Annotated in this window: 18 protein-coding genes; 6 read left to right on the top strand and 12 right to left on the bottom strand. The window is 73.3% G+C overall.

Translation table 11 applies throughout. The features are described from left to right. Positions 1 to 472: 472 nt before the first annotated feature. Positions 473 to 1,468: a ParA family protein gene (locus CELGI_RS17215; protein WP_081465404.1), complete on the top strand. Its 996-nt coding sequence runs from the start codon at positions 473 to 475 to the stop codon at positions 1,466 to 1,468. After that, on the top strand, positions 1,465 to 2,601 hold the full coding sequence (locus CELGI_RS16115) for a ParB/RepB/Spo0J family partition protein (protein ID WP_013885203.1): 1,137 nt from the start codon (positions 1,465 to 1,467) through the stop codon (positions 2,599 to 2,601). The genes CELGI_RS17215 and CELGI_RS16115 overlap by 4 nt, the downstream gene beginning before the upstream one ends. A 73-nt stretch (positions 2,602 to 2,674) precedes the next feature. On the opposite strand, the gene CELGI_RS16110 is transcribed toward CELGI_RS16115, so the two are convergent. From CELGI_RS16110 to CELGI_RS16075, 8 genes are all read right to left on the bottom strand, one after another. After that, positions 2,675 to 3,685 carry a D-alanine--D-alanine ligase family protein gene (locus CELGI_RS16110; protein ID WP_169315169.1) on the bottom strand — a complete coding sequence of 337 codons (1,011 nt, stop codon included), beginning with the start codon at positions 3,683 to 3,685 and terminating at the stop codon, positions 2,675 to 2,677. Between the two features lie 37 nt (positions 3,686 to 3,722). Beyond that, positions 3,723 to 5,063 (bottom strand): aminotransferase-like domain-containing protein, encoded by a 1,341-nt coding sequence (locus CELGI_RS16105; protein WP_013885201.1) that lies wholly within the window; start codon positions 5,061 to 5,063, stop codon positions 3,723 to 3,725. A 40-nt stretch (positions 5,064 to 5,103) separates the two neighbouring features. After that, positions 5,104 to 5,424: a thioredoxin gene (trxA, locus tag CELGI_RS16100; protein WP_013885200.1), complete on the bottom strand. Its 321-nt coding sequence runs from the start codon at positions 5,422 to 5,424 to the stop codon at positions 5,104 to 5,106. Next, entirely contained in the window at positions 5,421 to 6,428 is a 1,008-nt protein-coding gene (gene trxB / locus CELGI_RS16095) for a thioredoxin-disulfide reductase (RefSeq protein ID WP_013885199.1), read from the bottom strand. Before trxB ends, trxA begins: the two co-directional genes overlap by 4 nt. 162 nt (positions 6,429 to 6,590) lie before the next feature. Next, on the bottom strand, positions 6,591 to 8,489 hold the full coding sequence (locus CELGI_RS16655; RefSeq protein ID WP_013885198.1) for a protein kinase family protein: 1,899 nt from the start codon (positions 8,487 to 8,489) through the stop codon (positions 6,591 to 6,593). 51 nt (positions 8,490 to 8,540) lie between these two features. Continuing rightward, positions 8,541 to 10,661, bottom strand: coding sequence for a murein biosynthesis integral membrane protein MurJ (gene murJ, locus CELGI_RS16085; RefSeq protein ID WP_013885197.1), 2,121 nt, complete (start codon positions 10,659 to 10,661; stop codon positions 8,541 to 8,543). Beyond that, a complete protein-coding gene (locus tag CELGI_RS16080; RefSeq protein WP_013885196.1) occupies positions 10,658 to 12,952 on the bottom strand; it encodes a DUF6049 family protein in 2,295 nt (764 codons plus the stop codon). The genes murJ and CELGI_RS16080 overlap by 4 nt, the downstream gene beginning before the upstream one ends. Then, complete coding sequence (locus CELGI_RS16075; protein ID WP_013885195.1) at positions 12,949 to 13,500, bottom strand: NUDIX hydrolase; 552 nt, start codon at positions 13,498 to 13,500, stop codon at positions 12,949 to 12,951. Before CELGI_RS16075 ends, CELGI_RS16080 begins: the two co-directional genes overlap by 4 nt. A 114-nt stretch (positions 13,501 to 13,614) precedes the next feature. Here CELGI_RS16075 and CELGI_RS16070 point away from each other — a divergent pair, with 114 nt between their 5' ends. Further along, entirely contained in the window at positions 13,615 to 15,087 is a 1,473-nt protein-coding gene (locus tag CELGI_RS16070; protein WP_041574249.1) for a CCA tRNA nucleotidyltransferase, read from the top strand. Positions 15,088 to 15,090: 3 nt separating this feature from the next. On the opposite strand, the gene CELGI_RS16065 is transcribed toward CELGI_RS16070, so the two are convergent. From CELGI_RS16065 to CELGI_RS16050, 4 genes are all read right to left on the bottom strand, one after another. Then, a complete protein-coding gene (locus CELGI_RS16065) occupies positions 15,091 to 16,386 on the bottom strand; it encodes an MFS transporter (RefSeq protein ID WP_013885193.1) in 1,296 nt (431 codons plus the stop codon). A 628-nt stretch (positions 16,387 to 17,014) separates the two neighbouring features. Beyond that, on the bottom strand, positions 17,015 to 18,103 hold the full coding sequence (locus CELGI_RS16060; protein ID WP_150104775.1) for a type IV toxin-antitoxin system AbiEi family antitoxin domain-containing protein: 1,089 nt from the start codon (positions 18,101 to 18,103) through the stop codon (positions 17,015 to 17,017). A 175-nt stretch (positions 18,104 to 18,278) separates the two neighbouring features. Beyond that, complete coding sequence (locus tag CELGI_RS16055; RefSeq protein ID WP_013885191.1) at positions 18,279 to 19,373, bottom strand: inositol-3-phosphate synthase; 1,095 nt, start codon at positions 19,371 to 19,373, stop codon at positions 18,279 to 18,281. Further along, positions 19,370 to 20,020, bottom strand: a complete 651-nt coding sequence (locus CELGI_RS16050; RefSeq protein ID WP_013885190.1) for a PadR family transcriptional regulator — start codon at positions 20,018 to 20,020, stop codon at positions 19,370 to 19,372. The genes CELGI_RS16055 and CELGI_RS16050 overlap by 4 nt, the downstream gene beginning before the upstream one ends. Positions 20,021 to 20,335: 315 nt before the next feature. Here CELGI_RS16050 and CELGI_RS16045 point away from each other — a divergent pair, with 315 nt between their 5' ends. The 3 genes from CELGI_RS16045 (at position 20,336) to CELGI_RS16035 (ending at position 23,896) form a co-directional block, all read left to right on the top strand. Next, positions 20,336 to 22,774 (top strand): transglycosylase domain-containing protein, encoded by a 2,439-nt coding sequence (locus tag CELGI_RS16045; protein ID WP_013885189.1) that lies wholly within the window; start codon positions 20,336 to 20,338, stop codon positions 22,772 to 22,774. 237 nt (positions 22,775 to 23,011) lie between these two features. Further along, entirely contained in the window at positions 23,012 to 23,305 is a 294-nt protein-coding gene (rpsF, locus tag CELGI_RS16040) for a 30S ribosomal protein S6 (RefSeq protein ID WP_013885188.1), read from the top strand. Positions 23,306 to 23,377: 72 nt separating this feature from the next. Further along, entirely contained in the window at positions 23,378 to 23,896 is a 519-nt protein-coding gene (locus CELGI_RS16035) for a single-stranded DNA-binding protein (RefSeq protein WP_013885187.1), read from the top strand. Positions 23,897 to 23,903: the final 7 nt, after the last annotated feature.

Raw genomic sequence — 23,903 nt, 5'->3', positions numbered from 1 at the left:
GACGAGCCCCGCCACGCCCACGGAGAGCGCGACGTCAGCCGCGGTGAGCCTGGCCGAGCACGCGACGACGAGCGAGATCGGCTCGGCCGACCGTGGAGCTGTCGGGGCCGCCCCTGGCCGGCAGGACGGCGCGCCCGCCCGCCACGCATCCGACCCCCGCGCGGGGGAGGAGGGCGCGGCGCGGGTGTCCGCGTGGGCGGAAACGTGGGGAGTGGGAGTCCCGACCGACGCTCGCGAGGACACAGCTGGCGAGGCGACGGATGTTCCACGTGAAACAGCACGCACCTCTATGGGGGACACGCGGGACGAGCGCGCCTCCGTTTCACGTGAAACGACCCCCACGACGGTTCATCAGACCGATGGGTCCGGTGCGGACCACGCCACATGGTCCGAGGCACACGGCGAGGCACAGGACAATGGATCGGGCACCGCGACGGTGCCCGCCCCTGGTGCCGAAGAGCGTGACGGAGAGATGACGGACGACCTCGACCCCGACGAGCTGCGCCGCGCGGCGCTCGTCGAGAGCCTCCCGCGCGCCACGCACGAGACACCCCTCATGGCGGAGCTCGAGGTGGACGCACGCCGGCGCATCGAGCTGCGGGGCCGGCGGTTCCCGGAGCCGCTCGAGACACGCGTGATCACGGTGGCCAACCAGAAGGGCGGCGTCGGGAAGACCACGACCACGGTCAACATCGCGGCCGCCCTGGCGCAGTCCGGGCTGAACGTCCTGGTGCTCGACAACGACCCGCAGGGCAACGCGTCCACGGCGCTGGGCATCGAGCACCGTGCGGGGACGCCGTCGATCTACGAGGTGCTGGTCGAGGGTGCGCCGATCGCGGACGCGGTCCAGGAGAGCCCGGACGTCCCGAACCTGTGGTGCCTTCCCGCGACGATCGACCTCTCGGGTGCCGAGATCGAGCTCGTCTCGATGGTCGCGCGCGAGACCCGGCTGCGGAGTGCGCTCGACACCTACCTCCAGTGGCGGCTGGACAACGGGCTCTCGCGGATCGACTACGTGTTCGTCGACTGCCCGCCGAGCCTCGGACTCCTCACCGTCAACGCGTTCGTCGTGGCGCGTGAGGTGCTGATCCCGATCCAGTGCGAGTACTACGCGCTGGAGGGTCTGAGCCAGCTGCTGAAGACCATCCAGCTGATCCAGGCGCACCTCAACCGCGACCTGCACGTCTCGACGATCCTTCTCACGATGTACGACGCCCGGACCAATCTGGCGCAGCAGGTCGCGTCCGAGGTGCGCGAGCACTTCCCGGAGCGCACGCTGCGCACCACGGTCCCGCGCTCGGTCCGGATCTCGGAGGCCCCGAGCTACGGCCAGACCGTCATGACGTACGACGCGGGATCCTCGGGTGCGCTCGCCTACCTCGAGGCTGCACGCGAGCTCGCCGAACGCGGCGCCGCATCCCTGACCAGCACGAACACGTCCGATACGGACGCGGAGGAGGCACGATGAGCGAGAAGCGCCGCGGTCTTGGACGTGGGCTCGGGGCCCTGATCCCCGCTGGTCTGGATGGCCAGCGACCCACCGACCGGCCGGCCGGTGATCGACCGGTGGACGTGTTCTTCCCGTCCGCCGACAAGCAGGCGGAGCAGGCAGAGGCCGCGGAGAGCGCGGCGTCGACCGCCGCTGCGGACGGCGCAGTGACGGCGAACGCGGCGGATGCCACCGGCGCAGGCGCGTCCGACGGCACGGTCCAGGCCCCGGAGTCGTCCACCACCGCGCAGGCGCAGGGGCCGGCTGCGGCCGACCCCGACGGCTTGCTCCCCGTTCCGGGCGCGCACTTCGCGGAGCTCCCGACCAGCAGCATCCGGCCGAACCCCCGCCAGCCGCGGACGGTGTTCGACGAGGACGCGCTCGAGGAGCTCGTCGGGTCCATCCGCGAGATCGGTGTGCTGCAGCCGGTCGTCGTGCGGCAGGTGTCCGACGGGTACGAGCTCATCATGGGCGAGCGCCGGTGGCGCGCGACGCAGGCCGCCGGCCTGGAGACCATCCCGGCGATCGTCCGCGAGACCGAGGACGGCGACCTCCTGCGGGACGCGCTGCTCGAGAACTTGCACCGCGCCCAGCTCAACCCGCTCGAGGAAGCGGCGGCCTACCAGCAGCTGCTCGACGACTTCGGGTGCACGCACGAGGAGCTGGCGACCCGCATCCACAGGTCGCGTCCCCAGATCTCGAACACGCTGCGCCTGCTCAAGCTCCCGCCGTTGGTGCAGCGTCGGGTTGCTGCAGGTGTGCTCTCGGCGGGTCACGCCCGGGCGCTGCTCGGGCTGGGCGACGGCGCGGCGATCGAGCGCCTGGCGCAGCGCATCGTGGCCGAGGGCCTGTCGGTCCGCGCGGTCGAGGAGATCGTGGCGCTCGGCGGGGACGAGGCGGCCCCGGCACGACGGGTCGCGCCGCGCGCGGGCGCGCGGAACGAGGCGCTGGACGAGCTGGCGACGCGGCTGTCCGACCGGCTCGACACGCGCGTCAAGGTGGTGCTGGGCAAGTCCCGTGGTCGCCTGACCGTTGAGTTTGCGTCGGTCCAGGACCTCAACCGGATCCTCGAGACGCTCGCACCCGAGGACCCCGGACTCCTCCGGGGCTGAGGCCGGGCCGCGGCCGAGTGCGACGGACGGCACGAACGGGGTCTTGGGGCCGGTTCTGGCCCCACAGGAGGGCTCAGACGGGGCGGAGACCCGCGGGCTCGGCGGCGAGAGAAGCCGCCACCAGGGATCGGTACAAGGTTCCTAGGTTGTATCCCGCGGCCTCTGCAGCCTGGGGGAACAGCGACGTCTCGGTCATCCCCGGGGCGACGTTGACCTCGAGGAAGTGCACCACGCCGTCCTCGTCGAGGATGAGGTCCGTGCGCGACAGGCCCATGAGCCCGAGCGACCTGTGCGCGGTGACGGCGGCCGCGCCCACCGCCTCGACCTGCTCAGGGCGCAGGCGTGCGGGAGCGAAGTACTCGACCCGCCCGGGGTTGTACCGCGCGTCGTAGTCGTACGGGCCGTCGGCCACGATCTCGACCGGGGGTAGCGCCACGGGACCCTCGCCCAGGTCGACCACCGAAGCGGCGAGCTCGGTTCCCGTGACGGCGCGCTCGACGAGTGCCGTGTCGCTGTAGGAGAAGCACTCGACCATCGCGCGCGGGAGGTCGTCGGCCTCGCGGACCAGCGAGACACCGAGCGCCGAGCCGCCGCGCGAGGGCTTGACCACGACGGGCAGACCGAGCCGCGCGACGATCATGCGGAGGACCGCGCTCGCGCCGAGCTCGCGGAACAGGGTCTGGGGGAGTGTCACGAACTCCGGCGTCTCGAGACCGGCGCGTGCGGCCACCGTCTTGGCGATGGGCTTGCTCCAGGCGACCCGGCTCGCACGCGGTCCGGTGCCGAGCAGGCGCAGGCCGGACAGCTGGACGATGTCGCGCACCGATCCGTCCTCGCCGCTCGCACCGTGCAGCACGGGCCACACGAGGTCGGGCTGCAGGTCGGCCAGTGCCGGGAGCAGGTCGGCGTCGACGTCATGGACCGAGACCTCGACACCCGCCGAGCGCAACGCCTCGGCGACGCGGCGCCCCGACCTCATGGACACGTCGCGTTCGTGCGACAGCCCGCCGGCGAGCAGCGCGACGCGCGGCGCACGCCCGAGGCGGTCGCCGACGAGGGGTTCGGACAGAGAAGGACCGGGCACAGACGGTGTGCTGCTCACGAGCGCAGGAGCTCCTGGACTAGAAGACGTCGGGGGACGGCGCCTGCACGGCGTCGCCCGGCGCGGAGGGCGCGGTCCCGAATAGCTCGACGAGCTCACGCTCGCCATCGACGACACCGGCGAGGCGCCGGACGCCTTCGCGGATCCGTTCGGGCGTGGGGTAGCAGAACGACAGGCGCATGTGATCGCCGCCCGAGCCGTCGTAGTAGAACGCGGTGCCCGAGACGTAGGCGACGCGTGCGGTGATGGCGCGGGGGAGCATGTCACGCGCGTCGAGACCGTCCGGCAGGCGCACCCACGTGTAGAAGCCGCCGTCGGGGACGTTCCAGGTCGCGTCGGGCAGGTGCTCACCGAGCGCGGCGATCATCGCGTCTCGACGCTCGCGGTACATCTCGCGGTACGCCTTGATCTGGCCGCGCCAGTCGCACGTGGACAGGTACGTCGAGATGGCGATCTGCGACGCGTTCGACGGGCACAGGATCGCGGACTCGGACGCGAGGACCAGCTTCTCGCGCACGGCGTGCGGTGCGACGGCCCATCCGACGCGGTAGCCGGGAGCGAACGTCTTCGAGAACGACCCGAGGTAGATGACCCCGTCCTCGTCGTACGAGCGCAGGGCGGGCCAGGGCTCCCGGTCGAACCCGAGCAGGCCGTACGGGTTGTCCTCGAGGACCAGGACGCCGTACCGCTGGGCGATCTCGAGGATCCGGGGCCTGCGCTCGAGCGAGAGCGAGACGCCGGCCGGGTTGTGGAAGTTGGGCACGGTGTAGAGGAACTTGACCCGGCGGCCCGCGGCGGCGAGGCCGGCCAGGGTCGTCTCGAGGGCCTCGGGCACCAGGCCGTGCGCGTCGATTTCCACGTGGACGACGTCCGCCTGGTACGCGCGGAACACGCCGAGCGCGCCGACGTACGACGGGGCCTCCGCGACGACGACGTCTCCGGGGTTGATGAACACGCGCGTCACCAGGTCCAGCGCCTGCTGCGAGCCGGTGGTGACCACGATGTCGTCCGGGTGCGCGGTGATGCCCTCGAGGGCCATGACGTCGAGGATCTGCTCGCGCAGCGTCTCGTCGCCCTGGCCCGAGCCGTACTGCAGCGCCTGGAGCCCGCGCTGCGCGACCACGCGCGAGGCGACGTCGGACAGCACCTCGAGCGGCAGGCCGTCCAGGAACGGCATGCCGCCGGCGAGCGAGACCACCTCGGGCCGGCTCGCGACGGCGAACAGTGCGCGGATCTCGGACGAGCGCATGCCGTGCGTGCGGTCGGCGTACGCGCCGAGCCACGGGTCGAGGCGCGTACCTGCTGCGGAGGACGTGGGGGTGCCCGACGTCGTTCCGTGGGGCAGGGGCTGCTCGGTCATCCTGGCAGTGTCGCACAGGCGGCGGAGCGGCCGGCCCAGGTCAGACGCTCAGCAGCTCCTCGATCTCACGCGCGTACGCCGCCTTCGGCCGCGCACCGATGACGCTCTTGACCAGCTCGCCGCCCGAGTACACGTTCAGCGTGGGGATGGAGACGATGCCGTAGTCCGCGACGACACCGGGGTTCTCGTCGGAGTTGATCTTGACGATCTTCACGCGACCCTCGTACTGGGTCGCGAGCTCGGCGAGCACGGGTGCGACCATCCGGCACGGTCCGCACCACGGCGCCCAGAAGTCGACGACGACGGGGATCTCGGACTGCAGGACCTCCGTCGCGAAGGTCTCGTCGGTCACGTCCTTCACAGCGACTCCTCCACGAGAACGGGCACCGAGGTGGGGATCATGGGGTCGACGACGTCGCCGAGCGCGGCGAGGTGGTGCTGCGCGTCGAGGGCTGCGGCGCAGCCGGAGCCGGCGGCGGTGATGGCCTGGCGGTAGGTGTGGTCGACCGCGTCGCCGCACGCGAACACACCGGGCAGGCTGGTGCGGGTCGAGCGGCCCTCGACCGCGATGTAGCCGTTCTCGTCGAGCTCGACCTGGCCGATCAGCAGCTCGGTGCGCGGCACGTGCCCGATCGCGACGAACACCGCACCCGCGGCCTGCTCGCGCGTCTCGCCCGTGACGGTGTCGCGCAGCGTCACGCCCGTGACCTTGGCGTCGCCGGCGATCGCGACGATCTCGGAGTTCCACGCGAAGCTGATCTTGGGGTCGGCCGCGGCGCGGTCGGCCATGATCTTGGAGGCGCGCAACTGGTCGCGGCGGTGCACGATCGTCACCGACCGGCCGAACCGCGTCAGGAACGTGGCCTCCTCCACCGCGGAGTCACCACCGCCCACCACCAGGATGTCCTGGTCCTTGAAGAAGAACCCGTCGCACGTCGCGCACCAGGACACGCCCCGGCCGGACAGGCGGCGCTCGTCGTCCAGGCCCAGCTCGCGGTAGGCCGAACCGGTCGCCAGGATCACGGCCTTGGCCCGGTACACCGTGCCGTCCGAGACGGTGATCTCCTTGACGTCACCCGTCAGCGACAGCGCGGTCGCGTCGTCCCACAGCACCTCGGCGCCGAACCGCTCGGCCTGCTCCTGGAGCTTCTCCATGAGCTCGGGGCCCTGGATGCCGTCCGGGAAGCCCGGGAAGTTCTCCACCTCGGTGGTGTTCATCAACGCACCACCCGCGGTCACCGAACCGGCCACCACCAACGGCGCCAGGCCCGCACGCGCGGCATAGATCGCCGCGGTGTACCCGGCGGGGCCAGACCCGACGATGACGAGCTCGCGCAGGGACTCGTGGCTGGACGTCTCGGTCACGGAAGACTTCCTCAGGGTTCGGGGGCCGGCGGGTGTGCCGGCGGGGCTGTCGCAGTCAACCGATGGTAGGCCGCATCTGTTCCCCGTCCCCGCACCGTCCGCGGGTCCGCCGAGCGGGTCGCGTGCGCATCGAAGGGCGGACCCGAGATCGGGCCCGCGGGCTCAGGAGAGGCTGATCTCGTTGAGCTCGAGCCGGAACGAGCCGTCGGCTGCGGTGGGGAGCTCCGTGATCCACAACGTGATGGTCGCCGTCTCGGTCGGCTCGTCGAGCGTGAGCCTCACGTCGGACCCGAACTCGCCCGAGGCCAGCAGCGTGCCACCGCCCGGATCGCTCGCATCGCTGGAACGGACCTCCACCTTGCCGCCCGTGCTGGAGGTCCGCAGGCGGACCTCGCTGACCGTGGCGGGCTTCTCGAGCGTCATGACGTAGCCCACCGCGTCCTTGAAGCCCGAGAAGTTCGCCTGCTGGTAGGTGAGCGTGTACCAGTAGGTCGACGTGTCGCCGTCGAACGCGCGCTCCACCGCCTCGGCGTGCTCGCCGTCGTCGTCGGACGGGTCCACGGAGACCGCGGACGCGATCACGGGCGGGTCGGAGGAGACGGGCGTGGTCGGGGAGGAGTCGTCGGTCGGCTCACCCGACGCGCCGGTGGACGTCGGGGACGCGGACGACGAGCTGGCGACGGGCCCGGGCGTGGGAGTCCCGACCTCGAGCGAGGAGAACAGGGCCTTGAACGCGAGCACCACGCCGATCACCAGAGCGATCCCGACGACGCCCAGCACCAGTGCGGTCGGGTCGAACGCACGCCGACGCGGCGGCTCGTCACCGACGTCGCCCAGCACGCTGTCGAACGGGTCGTCGCCGTGCACAGGCGGGACAGCGAGCGCAGGCCCCGCGGGTGCGGGCGCAGGCCCGGCGGGTCCGCGCGGGGGCACGGGCCCGCCGGCGCGCTGCGGCGCGAACGCGGGCGGCGGCACGGCGGCGGGAGCCGTGGGGGGCGTGTGCTCGGCGAACCCGACGGGTGGGGCGACCGTGCCGGTGCCGAACGCCGACGTGCGCAGGGGTGCCGCGGGCGGTGGCGTGCCGGGCCGGTTGCTGCCGGTCGCGATCTGCTCGGCGAACGCCGAGCGCACCGACTGCCGGGCGACCTGCACGGGCGCGGTGTCGAGCATGTCGTCGGCGGGGGTCGCGGCTCGTCCCGTGCCGGTGGACCCCGCGGCCGCGGCTGCGGCACCGCCGGGGGCCGCAGCACCGCCGGGAGCCCTCGCACCGGAGGGGCCAGCGGCGCCCACCCGGATGTCGCCCCACGGCTCGAGCTCGCGCACCAGGTCACCGGGCGTGTGGGGCCCGTCGTCGTGCGGACCGAGCGTGACCACGCACAACGTGTCGAGGTCATTGGGGACCTGGGGCGCCAGCTCCGCCGGCGGGACGGGCGCGCCGCCGACCACGGGAGCGGCGGGCAGACCGGTCTCGAACGGCTCACCGGACGGGTGCGCGGGCCAGTGGCCCGTGAGCGCGGCATACAGCACGCGCACCAGGTCCACGGCGTCGCGGCGGCTGGTCGAGCGCGCGTCCCCGCCGACGGCCCCCATCACGGGCGCGTCCACGCCGAGCCCGGTCAGCACCACGTGGCCCGCGTCGGACACGTGCACGCACCCGGGGCGCAGCGCGAGGTGGTGCAGACCGCGGCGTCGCGCGGCCTCGAGCGCGGCGGCCGCCTCGCCGACGACGGCGCGCGCCTGGTCCGCGGTGAGCGGCCCACGCGTCAGGAGGTCGGTGAGCGTCGGACCGTCGACCGCCTCGCTCACCACGTAGCCCAGGCCCTCGTGCGTGCCGACGTCGAGGATCCGGCTCAGCCGCTGGTCCGCGACGAGCGCCGCACGGCGCGCTCCGTCGAGCGCGGCCGACGACGCCGCGGAGGACACGACGAGCGCCCGGACGGGGCGGTCGAGGATCTGGTCCGTCGCCTGCCAGGCGGCCAGGCCCGGCACGTCGGACGCACCATGCTCGACCACGCGGTAGCGCCCGGAGAGCAGCGTCCCCCGGCCCACGACCTCGCTCACGCGTACCTCCCGCGACTGCGGCCCGCGACGGGCGTCGGGCCTGCCTGCATGCTAGACGGGTGCGCTGGTGCCGTCGTCGGGACGGCCGCCCCGCGGGGGGCGTCGCCGCTCGTCAGGGTCCTGGTGGGCCTGCTGGGACAGGAACTCGTCGGCCAGGAAGCCGTCCGACAGGAACCCGTCGATCGGGGACGGGCGGTAGCGCGGGTCGCCCGGCGGGTAGTGCGGGCGGGAGCGGTGCGTGCGCGGTGCCCGGGGCGCCTCGTCGTGCGGGCGCACGCCCGTGGAGCGGCGCTCGGGCGGCGGCCCGAACGCGGTCGTCGCATCCACGCCCGGCTCCTCCTGCGCGAGGTACGTGCCGTCGTCGAGCGGTTCGTCCTGCTCGGGGACGTAGTACGCGCCGCCCGGGTGGACCGGGCGTGACGTGACGGAGCGCGGGGCACGGCGCGGCGGGGTCGGGCCCGCGGGTATGTCGGGGTCCTCCGGCACGGGACGGGCGAACCGCGCGAGGCCCCGCAGGGGGCCGATGCGGGACAGGCGGACCAGCAGCGGCGTGAGCAGCTCGTCGAGCTCGGTGACGCGCAGGAAGCGGAGCGCGGCCACGTACGCGACCACCATGACGACGCCGACGAGCACGCACGCCAGGACCGAGGCCAGGACGCCGTCGTCGAGCAGCGCGCGCAGGCCCGCGAGCAGCAGCGCACCGGCGGCGGCCGCGACGCCGGCGGCGACGGCGGCGCGCACGTGCAGCGCGACGATGCGCGGCCCGTCGGCACCGTCGAGCCGGCGGCCGAGCGACCGCATGGCGACGACTGCGCCGACGACGTACGAGACGCTCATCGCGACGCCGATGCCCACCACCCAGCGCGACGCTGGCAGGACCGCACGCGAGAGCATGGTGCCGGCGACGACCACCGCGGCCATGACGGCCTGCACGGGCACCATGCCGCGCGTGTCCTCGTACGCGTAGTACACGCGCTGCGCCATGGACCATGCGCCGAACGCGGGCAGCCCCAGGATCATCGCGACGACGACGGAGGCGACCGCGGACACCGTCGCGGGGCGCTCGGTCGGCATGACCAGCCGCGTCACGGGCTCGGCGAGCACCGCGATGACCGCGGTGGCCAGCACGGTGAACACGCCGACGATCCGCACGCCCGACGAGAGCGAGGCGCGCACACCGTCGGTGTCGCGGTCGTGCGCGCGCTCGGCCAGGCGCGTGAACAGCGCGGTGGCCAGCGACACGGTCACCAGGGAGTGGGGCAGCATGAAGATGAGGAAGGCCGAGTCGTAGGCGGCGTTGCCCGCGACCGCGCGCAGCCCCTCGCCCGCCGCACGTGCCGCGGCCCGCGCGGCCTCGGGCGCCTCGGACGCGACGCGCGAGACGACGACGTACCCGAGCTGTCCGACGCCCAGCCCGACGAGCGTCCACGTGGCGACCGCCCCGGCGCGGCCGAGCCCGGAGTCCCGCAGGCCCCACCGCGGCTGGTACCGCACACCCGCCCGCCGCAGCGCGGGGAACAGGATCGTCGCCTGCGCGATCACGCCCAGCGTCGCGGAACCCGCGAGCAGCGCGACGTGGCCGCCGTGCCACTGCGCGGCGCGGGTCAGCCCGCTGCCCGGGACCGAGTCGAACGCGACGATGAAGACGACGAACCCGACGATGGACACCACGTTGTTGACGACCGGTGCCCACATGTACGGCCCGAACGAGTGCCGCGCGTTGAGGACCTGGCCCAGCAGCGCATAGGCGCCGTAGAAGAAGACCTGCGGGATGCACCAGTACGCGAACGTCACGGCCAGGTCCCGCTGGGGCGCGTTGCCGGGCGAGGTGTACAGCGCGACGAGCAGCGGGGCCGCGACGGTGAGCACCAGGCTGACCCCGGCCAGGACCGTGAACCCGAACGTCAGCAGCCGGTCGACGTACTCCTGCCCCACCTGCCGCTTGTAGGCGCGGACCACCTGCGGCACGAGCACCGCGTTGAGCACGCCGCCGACCAGCAGCATGTAGAGCACGTTCGGGAGCTTGTTCGCGACGGCGAACGCGTCGGCCGCCTGACCGGTGGCCCCGATCGCGGCGACGAGCACCACGGCCCGCAGCAGCCCGAGCAGCCGGGAGACCGCGGTGCCGGACGCCATGAGCGCGGCGCCGCGCCGCAGCGCCTGGTCGCTCACGTGCGGGCCTCGTCGTCGTCCTTGGTCTCGGGGCTGCCGCCCAGCACCGGGAGCGTGAGCGGTGCGTCGGCCTCGGCGACGGTACGTGCGCCGCGGCGCGCGCTCTGCCCGCGGCGGACCGTCCGGACGATGCCGAGCACCAGGCCGAGCGCGAGCAGGACGGCGACGACGATCGTCCCGACGCTCTCGATGGTGGGTGAGACGCGTGCGGTGAACTCGATGGGCTCCGCGACGTCCTGACCGGCCGGCCCGACCAGCCGGACCTTGACGACGACGTCACAGTTCGCGTGCGCCTGCAGCGGCACGGTCACCGCGGTCTCCGAACCCGGGGGCAGCTCGACGTCGTCCACCCGCTGCGTGGTCAGGCACGCCTTGCGCGGGTCCACGACGAGCTGCGCACGCGCCGCGACGTCGAGGTCGTTGCGCACGGTCAGCCGGACGTCGCCCTCGGTCGCGATCACGTTGAGGTCGCTCGTCGGGACGATCGACAGGCCCTGCGTGCCGGCCGCGACCTCGGTGACGACGCGGTGCACCAGACCAGACCGCTGCGCGGGCCGGTCCCGCCAGGAGACCGCGAGCGGGGCCAGCACCGCGTCGTCGACCGCCTGCATCCGCTCGGCGCCGCCGTCGACGACCTCGGCGAACGAGCGGGCCGCCTCGCGCGCGTCCGCGAGCTCGGTCACCTTGCCGGGTGCGAGCTCGTCGGGGCTCACGGCGGTCCGGGCCGGGTCGGAGGGGGGCAGTGCGCTGCCCGCGTCGAGCGCGCGCGCGAGCGTGGTGACCTGCGCCCACGGCGCCTGGCGGACCGCGGACAGGATCGCGGCGAGCGTGGCGCGGTCGGGCACGTCGGTGCGCGAGGGCGCGATGAGCACGACGCTCGGCAGCGCGGGCTCGCGCGCGACGAGCGCCAGGTCGGCCAGCGCGCGCTGCGCGGCGACCGCGGGGGTCGTCGTCCGGGGGCGGTCCGTGACCAGGTCCGTGAGCACGCCGTCGGGCACCAGGGCAGCGACCTCGCCCGTCGCGGTGCGCACGCTGCGCAGCGACTCCGAGGATGCCGCCTCGTCGGTCGCCGGCTCCGCGACGACCCCGTCGGTCTCGTCGGCGTCGCGGGTCGCGTCGATCCCGTCGGCGGCGGCCGTTCCGGGCTCCGAGGGCGGCGTCACCATGCCGTCCGCGTCCGCGGTGCCCGCGCCGGCCAGCGTGGGGCCGTCGGGCTGCTCGTCGGCCGCGGCCCACAGCAGCAGACCGTCGGCGTCAAGCGACGTGTCGTCGGTCGAGCGCGCCGCGGCCAGGCCCAGCAGCTCCGAGTCCGACGCGTGCGCGAGCGCGGCTGCGTCGGGGTCCGACCACGGGAGCACGAACGTGCCGCGCTGCGCGGCGGCCTGCCGCACGCGCGCCGCCCACGCCTTGCTGGTCTCGTCGCCTGACTCGGCCAGCCTCAGCAGCGCGGGGTCGATCGCCAACGAGATGCTCGGGTCGGCCGACGCCGCTCGCAGGCTCGCCTCGAGCCGTCCGGACGGTGACACCAGACCCGTGAGCTGGTCGTCCGCCGTGCGCTGCGCCTGCGCCACCGCGCCGGCGCTCGCGAGCGCGTCCTCGCCGGTGGGCGTGGGCGTGGGGTCGGGCGTCGGCTCCGCGTCGGGCTCCTGCGGCTCGTCGTCCTGCGGCGTGGTGCCCGTGGTCGCGGGCCCGACGAGCGGGAGGACCACCGCGACGGGGACCCGGGGGAGCGTGTCGTCGGGGTTCCACAGCGCGTAGGACCGGGCCAGGCCCAGGCGGCCCTCCACGGTGGCGACCTCGACCGCCATGCCGCGCGGACCCCACAGGCCGGGCAGGTCGAGCAGCCCGACCTCGGCGGCCGGCACGGTCAGCGTCACGGTGCGCGACGCGCCGGCCGCGAGCCGCTTCCCGACCGGCTCGACCGCGGCACGAGCGCCCGCCTCGTCGGCCGTGCCGAGCGCGGACCACGCCGCGACCTCGGCCCGCGAGGTCATCCGGAACCGGTTGAGCCGCAGCACGGCCTCGGCGTCCTCGATCGCGCGGCCGCTGCGGTTGGTCAGCACCGCGGTCACGACGAGGTCCTGCCCGGGTTCGAGCACCTGCGGCGAGATCGACGTGATGCGGATCGAGACGGGGTCGTCGGTGGCGCTCGTGAGCGGCGCGTCGACAGCGGACGCGGACGCGACCGGTCCCACGGCGGCCGGGACCAGTGTGGCCACGAGGGTCGCGCCCGCGAGGGCCAGGGCAGTGAGGGTCGCGCTCAGCACCCGGCGCGGGCCGCGCGCGGTCATGCCTCGCCGACGAGCACCACGAGCGCGGCCTCGGCCAGACGCCGCTCGTTCGGGTACGCCAGCCGGTCGGGCAGCGCCGACACGGCCACCCAGGCCGCGTCCTCGGCCTCGCCGTCAGGGTCGCCCTCGACGCTCAGCGTCCCGCCGACGGCACCCAGCAGGAAGTGGTGCACCACCTTGTGGACGCGGCGGTCGTCGCCCGAGAACCAGTAGTCGATGACGCCCAGGCGCCGCAGGACCTGGCCGCGGATGCCCGTCTCCTCGGCGATCTCGCGGACCGCGGCCTCCTCGGGCGTCTCGTCGCCCTCGAGGTGGCCCTTCGGCAGGCACCACTCGAGCCGTCCCGCGCGGTTGCGCCGCGCGATCACGGCCGCCTGGTAGGTGCCGTCCCGGAGCTGCACGACGAGTCCGCCGGCGGACGTCTCGTCGACGACGGGCAGGGGAGCGGGGACCGGACGCGCGACGACCGGGCGCGGTGCGCGGAGCCGATGACCGCCCGGGGGAGCCGGCACACCCCGCGGGGGGGACGGGTGCGCGGCGCCGGACATGACTGCCACTGTAACGACTCGACCCCGTCCGGCCCGATTCCGCGCGGCAGGTCCAGAGCACAGGATCCGCGGGTGCGAGCCGGCGTGCGGCGGGCCGCACCTAGAATCGGCCGGGTGTCCGACGAGCCCCTGTCTGTGATCGCGCTGCAGAAGCGCGCGCTCGGCGTCCTCGCCGGGCTGCCGTCCGACGCGCTCGAGCTGGGTGAGGCGTTCCGGGCCGCGGGCCACGAGCTCGCGCTCGTCGGCGGCCCCGTCCGGGACGCGTTCCTGGGCCGCGTGGCCACCGACCTCGACTTCGCGACGTCCGCGACCCCGGACCAGACGCAGGCGATCCTGGCGCGCTGGGGCGATGCGCACTGGGACATCGGCAAGGAGTTCGGCACCATCGGCGCGCGGCGGTTCGGCGCGCGCCGCGGACGTGCCGACGACGTCGTCGTCGAGGTCACGACGTACCGGACCGACGCGTACGACCCGTCGTCGCGCAAGCCCGAGGTCGCGTTCGGCGACACGCTCGAGGGCGACCTCTCGCGCCGCGACTTCACGGTCAACGCGATGGCCGTCCGCGTGCCCGAGCTGACGTTCGTCGACCCGTTCGACGGGCTGACCGACCTGGCGCGCGGCGTGCTGCGCACACCGGTCGACCCGCGGCAGTCGTTCGACGACGACCCGCTGCGGATGATGCGCGCGGCACGGTTCGCCGCGCAGCTCGGGTTCACGGTCGACTCAGCGGCTCGTGACGCCCTCGTCGAGCAGGTGGACCGCATCACGATCGTGTCCGCCGAGCGCGTGCGCGACGAGCTGTCCAAGCTGCTGCTGTCCGCGCAGCCGCGGCTCGGGCTGCAGGTGCTGGTGGAGACCGGGCTCGCGGACCGCGTGCTGCCCGAGCTGCCCGCGCTGCGGCTGGAGATCGACGAGCACCACCGGCACAAGGACGTCTACGAGCACTCGCTGACGGTGCTGGAGAAGGCCATCGCGCTCGAGACCGGGCCGGACGGACCCGTGCCGGGCCCCGACCTGGTGCTGCGCCTGGCCGCGCTGCTGCACGACATCGGCAAGCCGCGCACACGTCGGTTCGAGGAGGGCGGGGGCGTCTCGTTCCACCACCACGAGATGGTGGGCGCCAAGCTCGTCGCCAAGCGGCTCAAGGAGCTGCGGTTCGACAAGGCGACCGTGCAGGCCGTCGCGCGGCTCACCGAGCTCCACCTGCGCTTCCACGGCTACGGCGAGGGTGGCTGGACCGACTCTGCGGTGCGCCGCTACGTGACCGACGCGGGTCCGCTGCTCGAGCGGCTGCACCGCCTCACGCGCTCGGACTGCACCACGCGCAACGTGCGCAAGGCGCAGCGCCTGTCGGCGGCGTACGACGACCTCGAGCTCCGCATCGCGCGCCTGCAGGAGCAGGAGGAGCTCGACTCCATCCGCCCCGACCTCGACGGCACGCAGATCATGGCGATCCTGGGCCTGGGTCCGGGCCGCGAGGTGGGCGAGGCGTACAGGTTCCTCCTGGCGCAGCGCATGGAGCACGGACCGCTCGGTGCCGAACGCGCCGAGGCCGAGCTGCGGGCGTGGTGGGCCGCACGGGGTTGAGCCTCAGCCCACCGGCACGGCCTCCGGCGCGCGCCTGGCCGCGAACCCGTACCCGAGCGCGCCGAGCACGTACCCGACCGTGAGCACCGCGAACAGCGGCCGGGACCAGCCGGTGTCCGGGAGCACGGCGGCGGCGAGCGCGGCCGCGCCCACGAACGCCGCGTTGTAGAGCACGTCGTACAGCGCGAACGCGCGTCCGCGGTAGGCGTCGGCGGTGTCCCGCTGGACGATCGTGTCGACCGCGATCTTGGTGCCCTGCGCGCCCAGGCCCAGCACCGCGGCCGCGATCAGCAGCGGCACGCGCTCGTACGTGACCGCGATGACGCCCTGGCTCACCGCGGCGAGCCCCAGGCACCCCGCGATCCAGCCGTGCACGCCCGTGCGCGGGCTGAGCGTGGGGGTGAGCACCACAGCGGCGGCGAACCCGACGGCCGTCGCGCCGAGCACCGCGGCGAACGCCGCGAGCCCCGCGCGCGAGTCCGCGGGGTCCGCGAGCAGGTTGCGTGCGATCAGCACCGAGGCGATGAAGACGACCCCGTACAGGAACCGTGTGTAGGCCATCACGCCGAGCGCGCGCGCCGGGGTGCCGCGCGCCACCAGGTAGCGCGCCCCCTCGACCAGGCCCCGCGCGAGCGTGCCGAGCGCGGCCCGCAGCTGCGCCGCGTCGGACCGGTCCGACGGACCCAGCCGGTCGGGCGCGATGCGCGCCGCGAGCGCCGACGCCGTGGCCATCACGGCCGCCGCGACGACGAGCGCGGCCGCGTCGCGCACCCGCCCCGCGGGCAGCACCCAGCCGAGCACGAACCCGATCCCGCCGCCCACGCCCGCCGCGGCCGTGCCGAGAGTCGGGGTCAGCGAGTTCGCGGTGAGCAGCAGCGGGCCGTCGACCACGCGGGGAAGCGATGCTGAGAGCGCAGAGAGCAGGAACCGGTTCACCGACAGCGCCACCAGCGCCAGCACGTAGACGGCCGGCCCCACGCCGTCGGTGACCATGAGGAGCGCGATCGTCAGCGTGAGCCCGACCCGCACCAGGTTCCCGACGAGCAGCACCTGCCGCCGGCGCCACCGGTCCAGCAGCACACCCGCCCACGGGCCCACCACCGTGAACGGCAGCAGCAGCACCGCGAACGCGGCCGCGACCCCGCCCGCCGTGCTCGCGTTCTCCGGGGAGAAGAAGAACAGCGTGGCCAGGCCCACCTGGAACATGCCGTCCGCGCTCTGGCTCACCAGCCGCACGGCGAACAGCTTGCGGAACTCCCGCAGCGGCCACAACGCCCGGAGGTCCGCGATCACCTGCACCCCCGCATCCTCCCACCCCCCACCCGCCCGCTCGCCGCCCCGCCCGCTCGCCGCCCGACCGCTCGCCGCGCAGCCCGCCCGGTCTCCGCTCCGCGCCCCACCACGCCCGCTCTCCGCCTCGCGCCCCACCCGCTCTCCGCGCCACCCGCCCGCCCTCGAGCCCCGGCGTGGCTCCCGAAACGGGTGGACTTCGTCACGCCAGGCGTGACCATCTCCACCCACAGCGCGCTTGGCGGGCTGGCAGCGGGGTGGGGTTGGCAAAGCGCCGCTGAGCGGAGCCGGGTCGAGCGCCGGTGAGCGGAGTGCGTTGCGGGTGGACCTGGTCACGCCTGGCATGACCATCTCCACCCGTTGGGGCGCCTCGCCCAGGCGAGGGCTCCAGGGCGGGCGGCAGCGAGCGTGAGCAGGGGTGGGGTTGGGTACGGGGGTCACCGGGGGCGCCGGCCCGGCCAGCGCGCTGTGGGGGGACTTGGTCACGCCTGGCGTGACCATCTCCACCCGTTGGGGAGCCACGCCCGGGCGGGGGCTCCGGTGCGGCGGAAGCCGGCCTAGGTGGGCCGGGGCAGGTGGGGCAGGGGTGAGATGGGGAGCAGGGGTGAGGTCGGGGGTGCCGGGGCCGGCCGGGGCGTCAGGGGGTGGGGCAGGTGGGGGAGCAGGGGCGGAGGGCGCCTGGCCACCCTCGGTCCTGCAGCGCCCGGGCGACCTGGGCGGCGGTCGCGCACGGCGTCACCGCCACGTGTCGCCAGCGGTAGCGGAGCGTGACGTCGCCGCTCGCCAGGAGCACGGCGTTGTCACGCCACACGTCGGCGTCGGTCGAGCCGAAGGGATGCGCGAGCCGTCCGTCGAGCTCCACGCGCACGCCGTGACCGACGTACACCCGATCCGCGCGGATCCAGCGGCCGTCCACCCGCTCCCACCGTTGCGCGACCGCCGGCGGGAGCCGGTGCCGCCGCTCGACGTCGCGCGCGTAGCGGTGCTCGAGCGGTGACTCCACGCCGTCGGTCACCTGGCCGAGCATCTCGACGAGCAGGCTCCGCCCCGGCAGGCGAGCACGCCGGGCGGCCCGGAGCAGCAGGTCGTCGGGCTGGACCCCCGCCCGCATCGCGTCGCACAGGAGCCCCACGAGTGCGTCGGTCCCGCCGGGTTGGGTGCGGTCGTCGGCCACGACGGCCGCGCGTGACGGTCCGCCCAGGGCTGTGCCGCGGTCCACGGACGGCGGGCGGACGGGTCGGGCGGCCCACGTCGCGACGAGGGACAGGACGGCCTCGGCGGACTCGACCGCGCGCAGGCGTCCGCCCGCCCAGGGCATGGTGCGGGTCCGGTGCACGACCAGCCCGGGCTGCGGCGTGATCGTGCGACGGTGGGGCACGATCACGACGATCGCGCGGCCCGGCTCGCGCAGCACGCGGTGGTGGAACGCCGCGGACTCGTGCGACAGGGCCGAGTCCGGGCCGCAGTACAGCAGCGCCGCGCGGGCGTCCTGGCGCCAGCTCGTCGGCCCCGACTGCAGGGTGACGACGCCGCGGAACGCGCGCTGCCAGTCACCCGCGGCGACCCGGCGCCGGACGGTCTCGCGGGTGATACCCCAGCGACCGAGCTGCGCCGTGGTGACGACGCCGTCCTGGCGGACCACGACGTCGCGCGCCGCCTGGCCGAGCCGGCGCACGGCGGGCAGGTCGGCGACCCGCACCCCTGCGTCACGCCGACCTCGGTCCACGCGCACACCCTGCCGAACCCGCCGCCCGCACGCGCGAGGCCATCCACACCCCGCGGTCGCGTCCGGAGCGGGTGGAGAACGTCACGCCCACCGTGACCAGGTCCACCCACGACGACGGAGGGGCCCCCGACGCGGTGTGCGTCGGGGGCCCCTCCGGGTGTGCGTCAGGTGCGGGTCAGCGCTCGACCTCGCCGCGGATGAACGACTCGAGCTGGGCGCGGCCCTTCGTGTCCTCCATCTGGACCGGCGGGGACTTCATGAAGTACGTCGACGCCGACAGGATCGGACCGCCGATGCCGCGGTCCTTGGCGATCTTCGCCGCGCGGAGCGCGTCGATGATGATGCCGGCCGAGTTCGGGGAGTCCCAGACCTCGAGCTTGTACTCGAGGCTCAGCGGGACCTCGCCGAAAGCGCGGCCCTCGAGGCGGACGTAGGCCCACTTGCGGTCGTCGAGCCACGCGACGTAGTCCGACGGGCCGATGTGGACGTTGCGGTCCTCCTTCTTGCCGGCCAGCGGGCCGTCCTGGAGGTTGGACGTCACGGCCTGCGTCTTGGAGAGCTTCTTGGACTCCAGGCGCTCACGCTCGAGCATGTTCTTGAAGTCCATGTTGCCGCCGACGTTCAGCTGGTACGTGCGGTCCAGGATGACGCCGCGGTCCTCGAAGAGACGCGCGAGCACGCGGTGCGTGATGGTCGCGCCGACCTGCGACTTGATGTCGTCGCCGACGATCGGGACACCGGCGGCCTCGAACTTCGCGGCCCACTCCGGGTCGGACGCGATGAACACCGGCAGCGCGTTGACGAAGGCCACGTTCGCGTCGATCGCGCACTGCGCGTAGAACTTCGCGGCGGCCTCGGAGCCGACGGGCAGGTAGCAGATGAGCACGTCGACGCGGGCGTCCTTGAGCGTCTGCACGATGTCGACCGGCTCGGCGTCCGACTCCTCGATGGTCTGGGAGTAGTACTTGCCCAGGCCGTCGAGCGTGTGGCCACGCTGCACGGTCACGCCGAGCGGCGGGACGTCCGTGATCTTGATCGTGTTGTTCTCCGACGCGACGATCGCCTCGGACAGGTCGAAGCCGACCTTCTTCGCGTCGACGTCGAACGCCGCGACGAACTCGATGTCCTTGACGTGGTAGTCGCCGAACTGCACGTGCATGAGTCCGGGGACCTTGCCGTCCGCCGGGGTCTCGGCGTAGTAGTGGACGCCCTGGACGAGCGACGCGGCGCAGTTGCCGACGCCGACGATGGCGACGCGGATGGAGGTCATCCTCGCTCCTTCTCGGTGGATCTTGCCGGAGCGGCGTGCTCGCCGTCGGCGATGGACGCTGCACCGGTGCGAGGACCGGTGCCAGCAGGACGCGCACGGCGGATGCCGCGCTCGTTGTCGATGAGCCCGTCGAGCCAACGGACCTCACGCTCGGCCTGGTCGAGGCCGTGGCGCTGCAGCTCGAGCGTGTACTCGTCCATGCGCTCGCGGGTGCGGGCGACGGACTGACGGATGGTCTCGAGACGCTCGGTCAGGCGCGTGCGCCGACCTTCGAGGATCCGCAGGCGGGTCTCGGCGTCGGTCTGCGAGAAGAACGCGAACCGCACGTCGAAGTTCTCGTCCTCCCAGGCCGCGGGGCCCGACGTGGCGAGCACGGACTGCAGGTGCTCCTTGCCGTCCGCGGTGATCTGGTAGACGATCCGGGCCCGCTTGCTGCCCACCGCATGCGGGTCGGCGACGGACTCGGTACCGACGATCCAGCCACGCTCCGCGAGCGACTTCAGGCACGGGTACAGCGACCCGTAGGAGAGCGCACGGAACGAGCCGAGCACCAGGTTGAGCCGCTTGCGCAGCTCGTACCCGTGCATGGGGGACTCGTGGAGCAGCCCGAGGATGGCCGGCTCGAGCACGTCGGAACGTCCGCGCACGGTCACCCTCCTCTAGGCTCTCCGACGAGCACCGTGGTTCGTCGGTTCGATATCTGCTGACGATGTATCAACTCGATACATCGCGGTCAGAGTAGGCACGTCAGGGCGTCGCGCACAAGTCACCCCGTGTTCGTCGTGCGTTCGCGGTGCCGATCATGTGAAGGCTCGCGCCGGGTCCCGCGGACGCCGCCCGCACCACGGGCCGGTCGCGCATACTGGGCGACGCGGCCGCCGCATGCCCGCCGACAGGTCCCGCAGCGGACCCGAGGCGACCGGCATGGCGACGCACCCCGTCGTCGTCAGGAAGGCAGCACGTTGGCCGGCTCCACTCGCGCGTCCGCCTCGCGGTCGCGCCGCAGCGCGCCTCGTGGCACCCGCGGCCGCTCCACCGCCAAGCGCAAGTTCTGGGACTACCCCCGCAGCGGGTATCACGGCCTGCACCGGTGGCTGCCCTCGTGGCGGTTCCTGCTCGGCTCGTTCCTGGGCTTCGCGTTCCTGGTGGCCGGCGCGATCGTCGCGGCCTACGCCACGATCGAGCTGCCGGACCCGAGCGAGGACATCAGCGCGCAGACCACCACGGTCTACTACGCCGATGGCGACGTGATGGGCACCTACGCGGTGCAGAAGCGTGAGCTGGTCAAGTTCGCCGATCTGCCCGACTACGTCGGCAACGCCGTGGTCGCCGCGGAGGACCGCACGTTCTGGAACAACTCCGGGATCTCCGTCACCGGCATGGCGCGCGCGTTCATCAACAACGTCCGCGGCGGTCAGAAGCAGGGTGGTTCGACGCTCACGCAGCAGTACGTCGAGCGGTACTACGTCAACTCCACGACGACGGACTACCTGGGCAAGGCCAAGGAGGCGCTGCTCGCGCTCAAGGTCAACAAGCAGCAGGAGAAGCCCGAGATCCTGGGCAACTACCTCAACACCATCTACTTCGGCCGGGACACGTACGGGATTCAGGCCGCGTCGCAGGCGTACTTCGGCCACGACGCCAAGGAGATGACGGTCTCCGAGGCCGCGATGATCGCCGCGATCATCCCCGCGCCCAACGCCTGGGACCCGGCGGTCGCGCCGGACAAGGCCGAGGCGCGGTGGAAGATCGTCGTCGACCGCATGCTCGAGGACGGGTGGATCTCGCAGGCCCAGCACGACGAGGCGGCGTTCCCCAAGACGGTGAAGTACGTCCGCTCGACCAAGTACGAGGGGCCCCAGGGCCACCTGCTCAAGATGGTCGAGGACGAGATGGCCAGCGCCGACCGCGGGATCAACGTGAGCAAGGAGAAGCTCGACCGCGGCGGGTTCAAGGTCTACACGACGATCCAGAAGCCGGTGCAGGACGAGCTCGACGCGTCGGTCGCGAAGCTGCTCAAGGGTGAGCTGACGGACGGCCAGAAGCCGAGCAAGAACATGAAGGTCGCGGTCTCGTCGGTGGATCCGGCGACCGGGGGGATCGTCGCGCTGTACGGCGGGCCGGACTTCCTCGAGGACCAGGTCAACCGGGCCACCTACGGCGACGGTGTGCAGGCCGGCTCGACGTTCAAGCCGTTCACGCTCGTCGCGGCGCTGCAGCAGGGCATCGGGCTCGACACCACGTACAAGGGCTACTCGCCCATGGACGTGGACGGCTGGGACACGAGCGGCGGCGACGACCAGGTCACCAACTTCGACGGCGAGTCGTTCGGCACGATCGACCTGGTCGACGCGACGGCCAAGTCCGTCAACACGGTCTACGCGCAGCTCAACCTCGAGGTCGGGGCCAAGGAGACCGCGCGCGTCGCGACCGAGGCAGGCGTCACGACCCCGGTCGACGAGTACCCGTCCAACGTGCTCGGCTCCACCTCGGTGCACCCGCTCGACATGGCGAACGCGTACGCGACGTTCGCGGCCCAGGGCGTGCGGCACGACGCGCACATCGTCGAGAAGGTGCTCAACCCCGACGGCACCACGTTCTTCGAGACCGACGGCAACCCCGACCGCGTGTTCGACGCCGACGTGATGGCCGACGCGACGTACGCGATGACGCAGGTGGTCGAGCGCGGCTCGGGCGAGCCGTTCATCAAGCCGATCGGCGTGCCCATCGCCGGCAAGACGGGTACCTCGACGGGCAACCTGTCCGCGTGGTTCGTCGGCTACACCCCGACGATCGCGACGTCGGTCGCACTCAGCCAGGTGGGCAGCGACGGCTCGTCGCAGGTGACCATCACGCCCGTGGGCCCGAGCCCGTACGGCGGCGAGCTCACGCAGGTGACCGGTGCGTCCATCCCCGCGAACCTGTGGGCGACGTACATGACGCCGGTGCTCGCGATGGACCAGTTCGCCAAGGTCCGGGAGTTCCCGGAGCGTGCGAACGTCGGGGAGGACACGAAGCCCACGGGGACGCCGAAGCCGACGCAGTCGCCGACGAACGAGCCGACGACGGACCCGACGCAGGACCCGACCGAGCCGAGCGAGGCGCGCGTGCCCGGGCGCCTCGTCGGGCGGACCCAGGCGGACGCCGTCGCGGCGCTGCTCGCGGTGGGCCTCGAGCCCGTGATCGTCTCGCAGCCGTCCGACGAGGTGCCCGCGGGTCGCGTGATCTCCATCGACCCGAGGGCGGGGACCGCGCTCCCGGTGGGATCGCCGGTGACGCTGGTGATCTCCTCCGGCCCGGAGGCGCCGCCCGACCCCGAGCCGACCCAGACGCCCGACCCCAAGCCCACGAAGGACCCGGGGACGGATCCGACGGGCAAACCCGACGGTGGGGACGGCTGACGCCGCACGACGAGGCACGCGGGGCACACCGCCGCGCGCGCCCGTCCACAGCGGACGATTTCTTCCGGCCCGGAGGTGGCCGGTAGGCTAGAACACTGCTGTGCCCGCGTCGGACCATCGCCATCGGTGGTCGGAGGGGGAACGGCGTGCGGCCCACGGGCCGGACGCCGCGCAGCGACGCATGAGAACCCTCCTGTCACGGAACGACCGTGACCGCCAAGACCAGAGGAGGTGGGTATGAGCCTGCGTCAGTACGAGATCATGATCATCCTCGACCCCGAGATCGAGGAGCGCACCGTCGCCCCGTCGCTCGACAAGTACCTGTCGGTCATCAAGACCGACGGTGGCACCGTCGACAAGGTGGACATCTGGGGACGTCGTCGCCTGTCGTACGACATCAAGAAGAAGTCCGAGGGCATCTACGCGGTGGTCGACTTCACCGCGGAGCCGGCGACGGCCAAGGAGCTCGACCGCCAGCTCGGCCTCAACGAGGTCGTCCTGCGTACCAAGGTCCTGCGCAACAACGCGTGACCCGTCCGGTGCGCACCACGGTGCGCACCCTTCCGACTGATCGAGCACGGATAGATCGAGCGAGGAGCTGGCATGGCTGGTGAGACCGTCATCACGGTGATCGGGAACCTGACCGGTGACCCCGAGCTGCGCTTCACCCCGTCGGGTGCGGCCGTGGCCAACTTCACCGTCGCGTCGACCCCTCGCACGTTCGACCGCCAGAGCAACGAGTGGAAGGACGGCGACACGCTGTTCATGCGCTGCTCGATCTGGCGGGAGGCGGCCGAGTCGGTCGCCGAGTCGCTCACCAAGGGCACCCGCGTCATCGTGACCGGCCGCCTCGTCCAGCGTTCGTACGAGACCCGCGAGGGTGAGAAGCGAACCGTGGTCGAGCTGCAGGTCGACGAGGTCGGCCCCTCGCTCCGCTACGCCACGGCCAAGGTCACCCGCGCCCAGCGCTCGGGTGGCGGCGGCGGTGGTTTCGGTGGCGGCGGCGGTGGCGGCTACTCCGGCGGCGGTGGCCAGTCCTCCTCCGGCGGCGACGACCCGTGGGCCACGCCCGCGGGCGGCGGTGCCGGTGGCGGCGGCTACTCCGACGAGCCTCCGTTCTGATCGGTCG

Source organism: Cellulomonas gilvus ATCC 13127, assembly GCF_000218545.1.
Classification (GTDB): Bacteria; Actinomycetota; Actinomycetes; order Actinomycetales; family Cellulomonadaceae; genus Cellulomonas; species Cellulomonas gilvus.
The sequence above is the reverse complement of the archived record's forward strand: the minus strand, read 5'-3'. Positions and strand labels throughout refer to the sequence as shown.

Coding starts and splice junctions, on each gene's coding strand:
- CELGI_RS17215 (WP_081465404.1), top strand. CDS start 473: ATGACGGACGACCTCGACCCCGACGAGCTGCGCCGCGCGGCGCTCGTC.
- CELGI_RS16115 (WP_013885203.1), top strand. CDS start 1,465: ATGAGCGAGAAGCGCCGCGGTCTTGGACGTGGGCTCGGGGCCCTGATC.
- CELGI_RS16105 (WP_013885201.1), bottom strand. CDS start 5,063: ATGACCGAGCAGCCCCTGCCCCACGGAACGACGTCGGGCACCCCCACG.
- CELGI_RS16080 (WP_013885196.1), bottom strand. CDS start 12,952: ATGACCGCGCGCGGCCCGCGCCGGGTGCTGAGCGCGACCCTCACTGCC.
- CELGI_RS16075 (WP_013885195.1), bottom strand. CDS start 13,500: ATGTCCGGCGCCGCGCACCCGTCCCCCCCGCGGGGTGTGCCGGCTCCC.
- CELGI_RS16055 (WP_013885191.1), bottom strand. CDS start 19,373: ATGACCTCCATCCGCGTCGCCATCGTCGGCGTCGGCAACTGCGCCGCG.
- rpsF (WP_013885188.1), top strand. CDS start 23,012: ATGAGCCTGCGTCAGTACGAGATCATGATCATCCTCGACCCCGAGATC.
- CELGI_RS16035 (WP_013885187.1), top strand. CDS start 23,378: ATGGCTGGTGAGACCGTCATCACGGTGATCGGGAACCTGACCGGTGAC.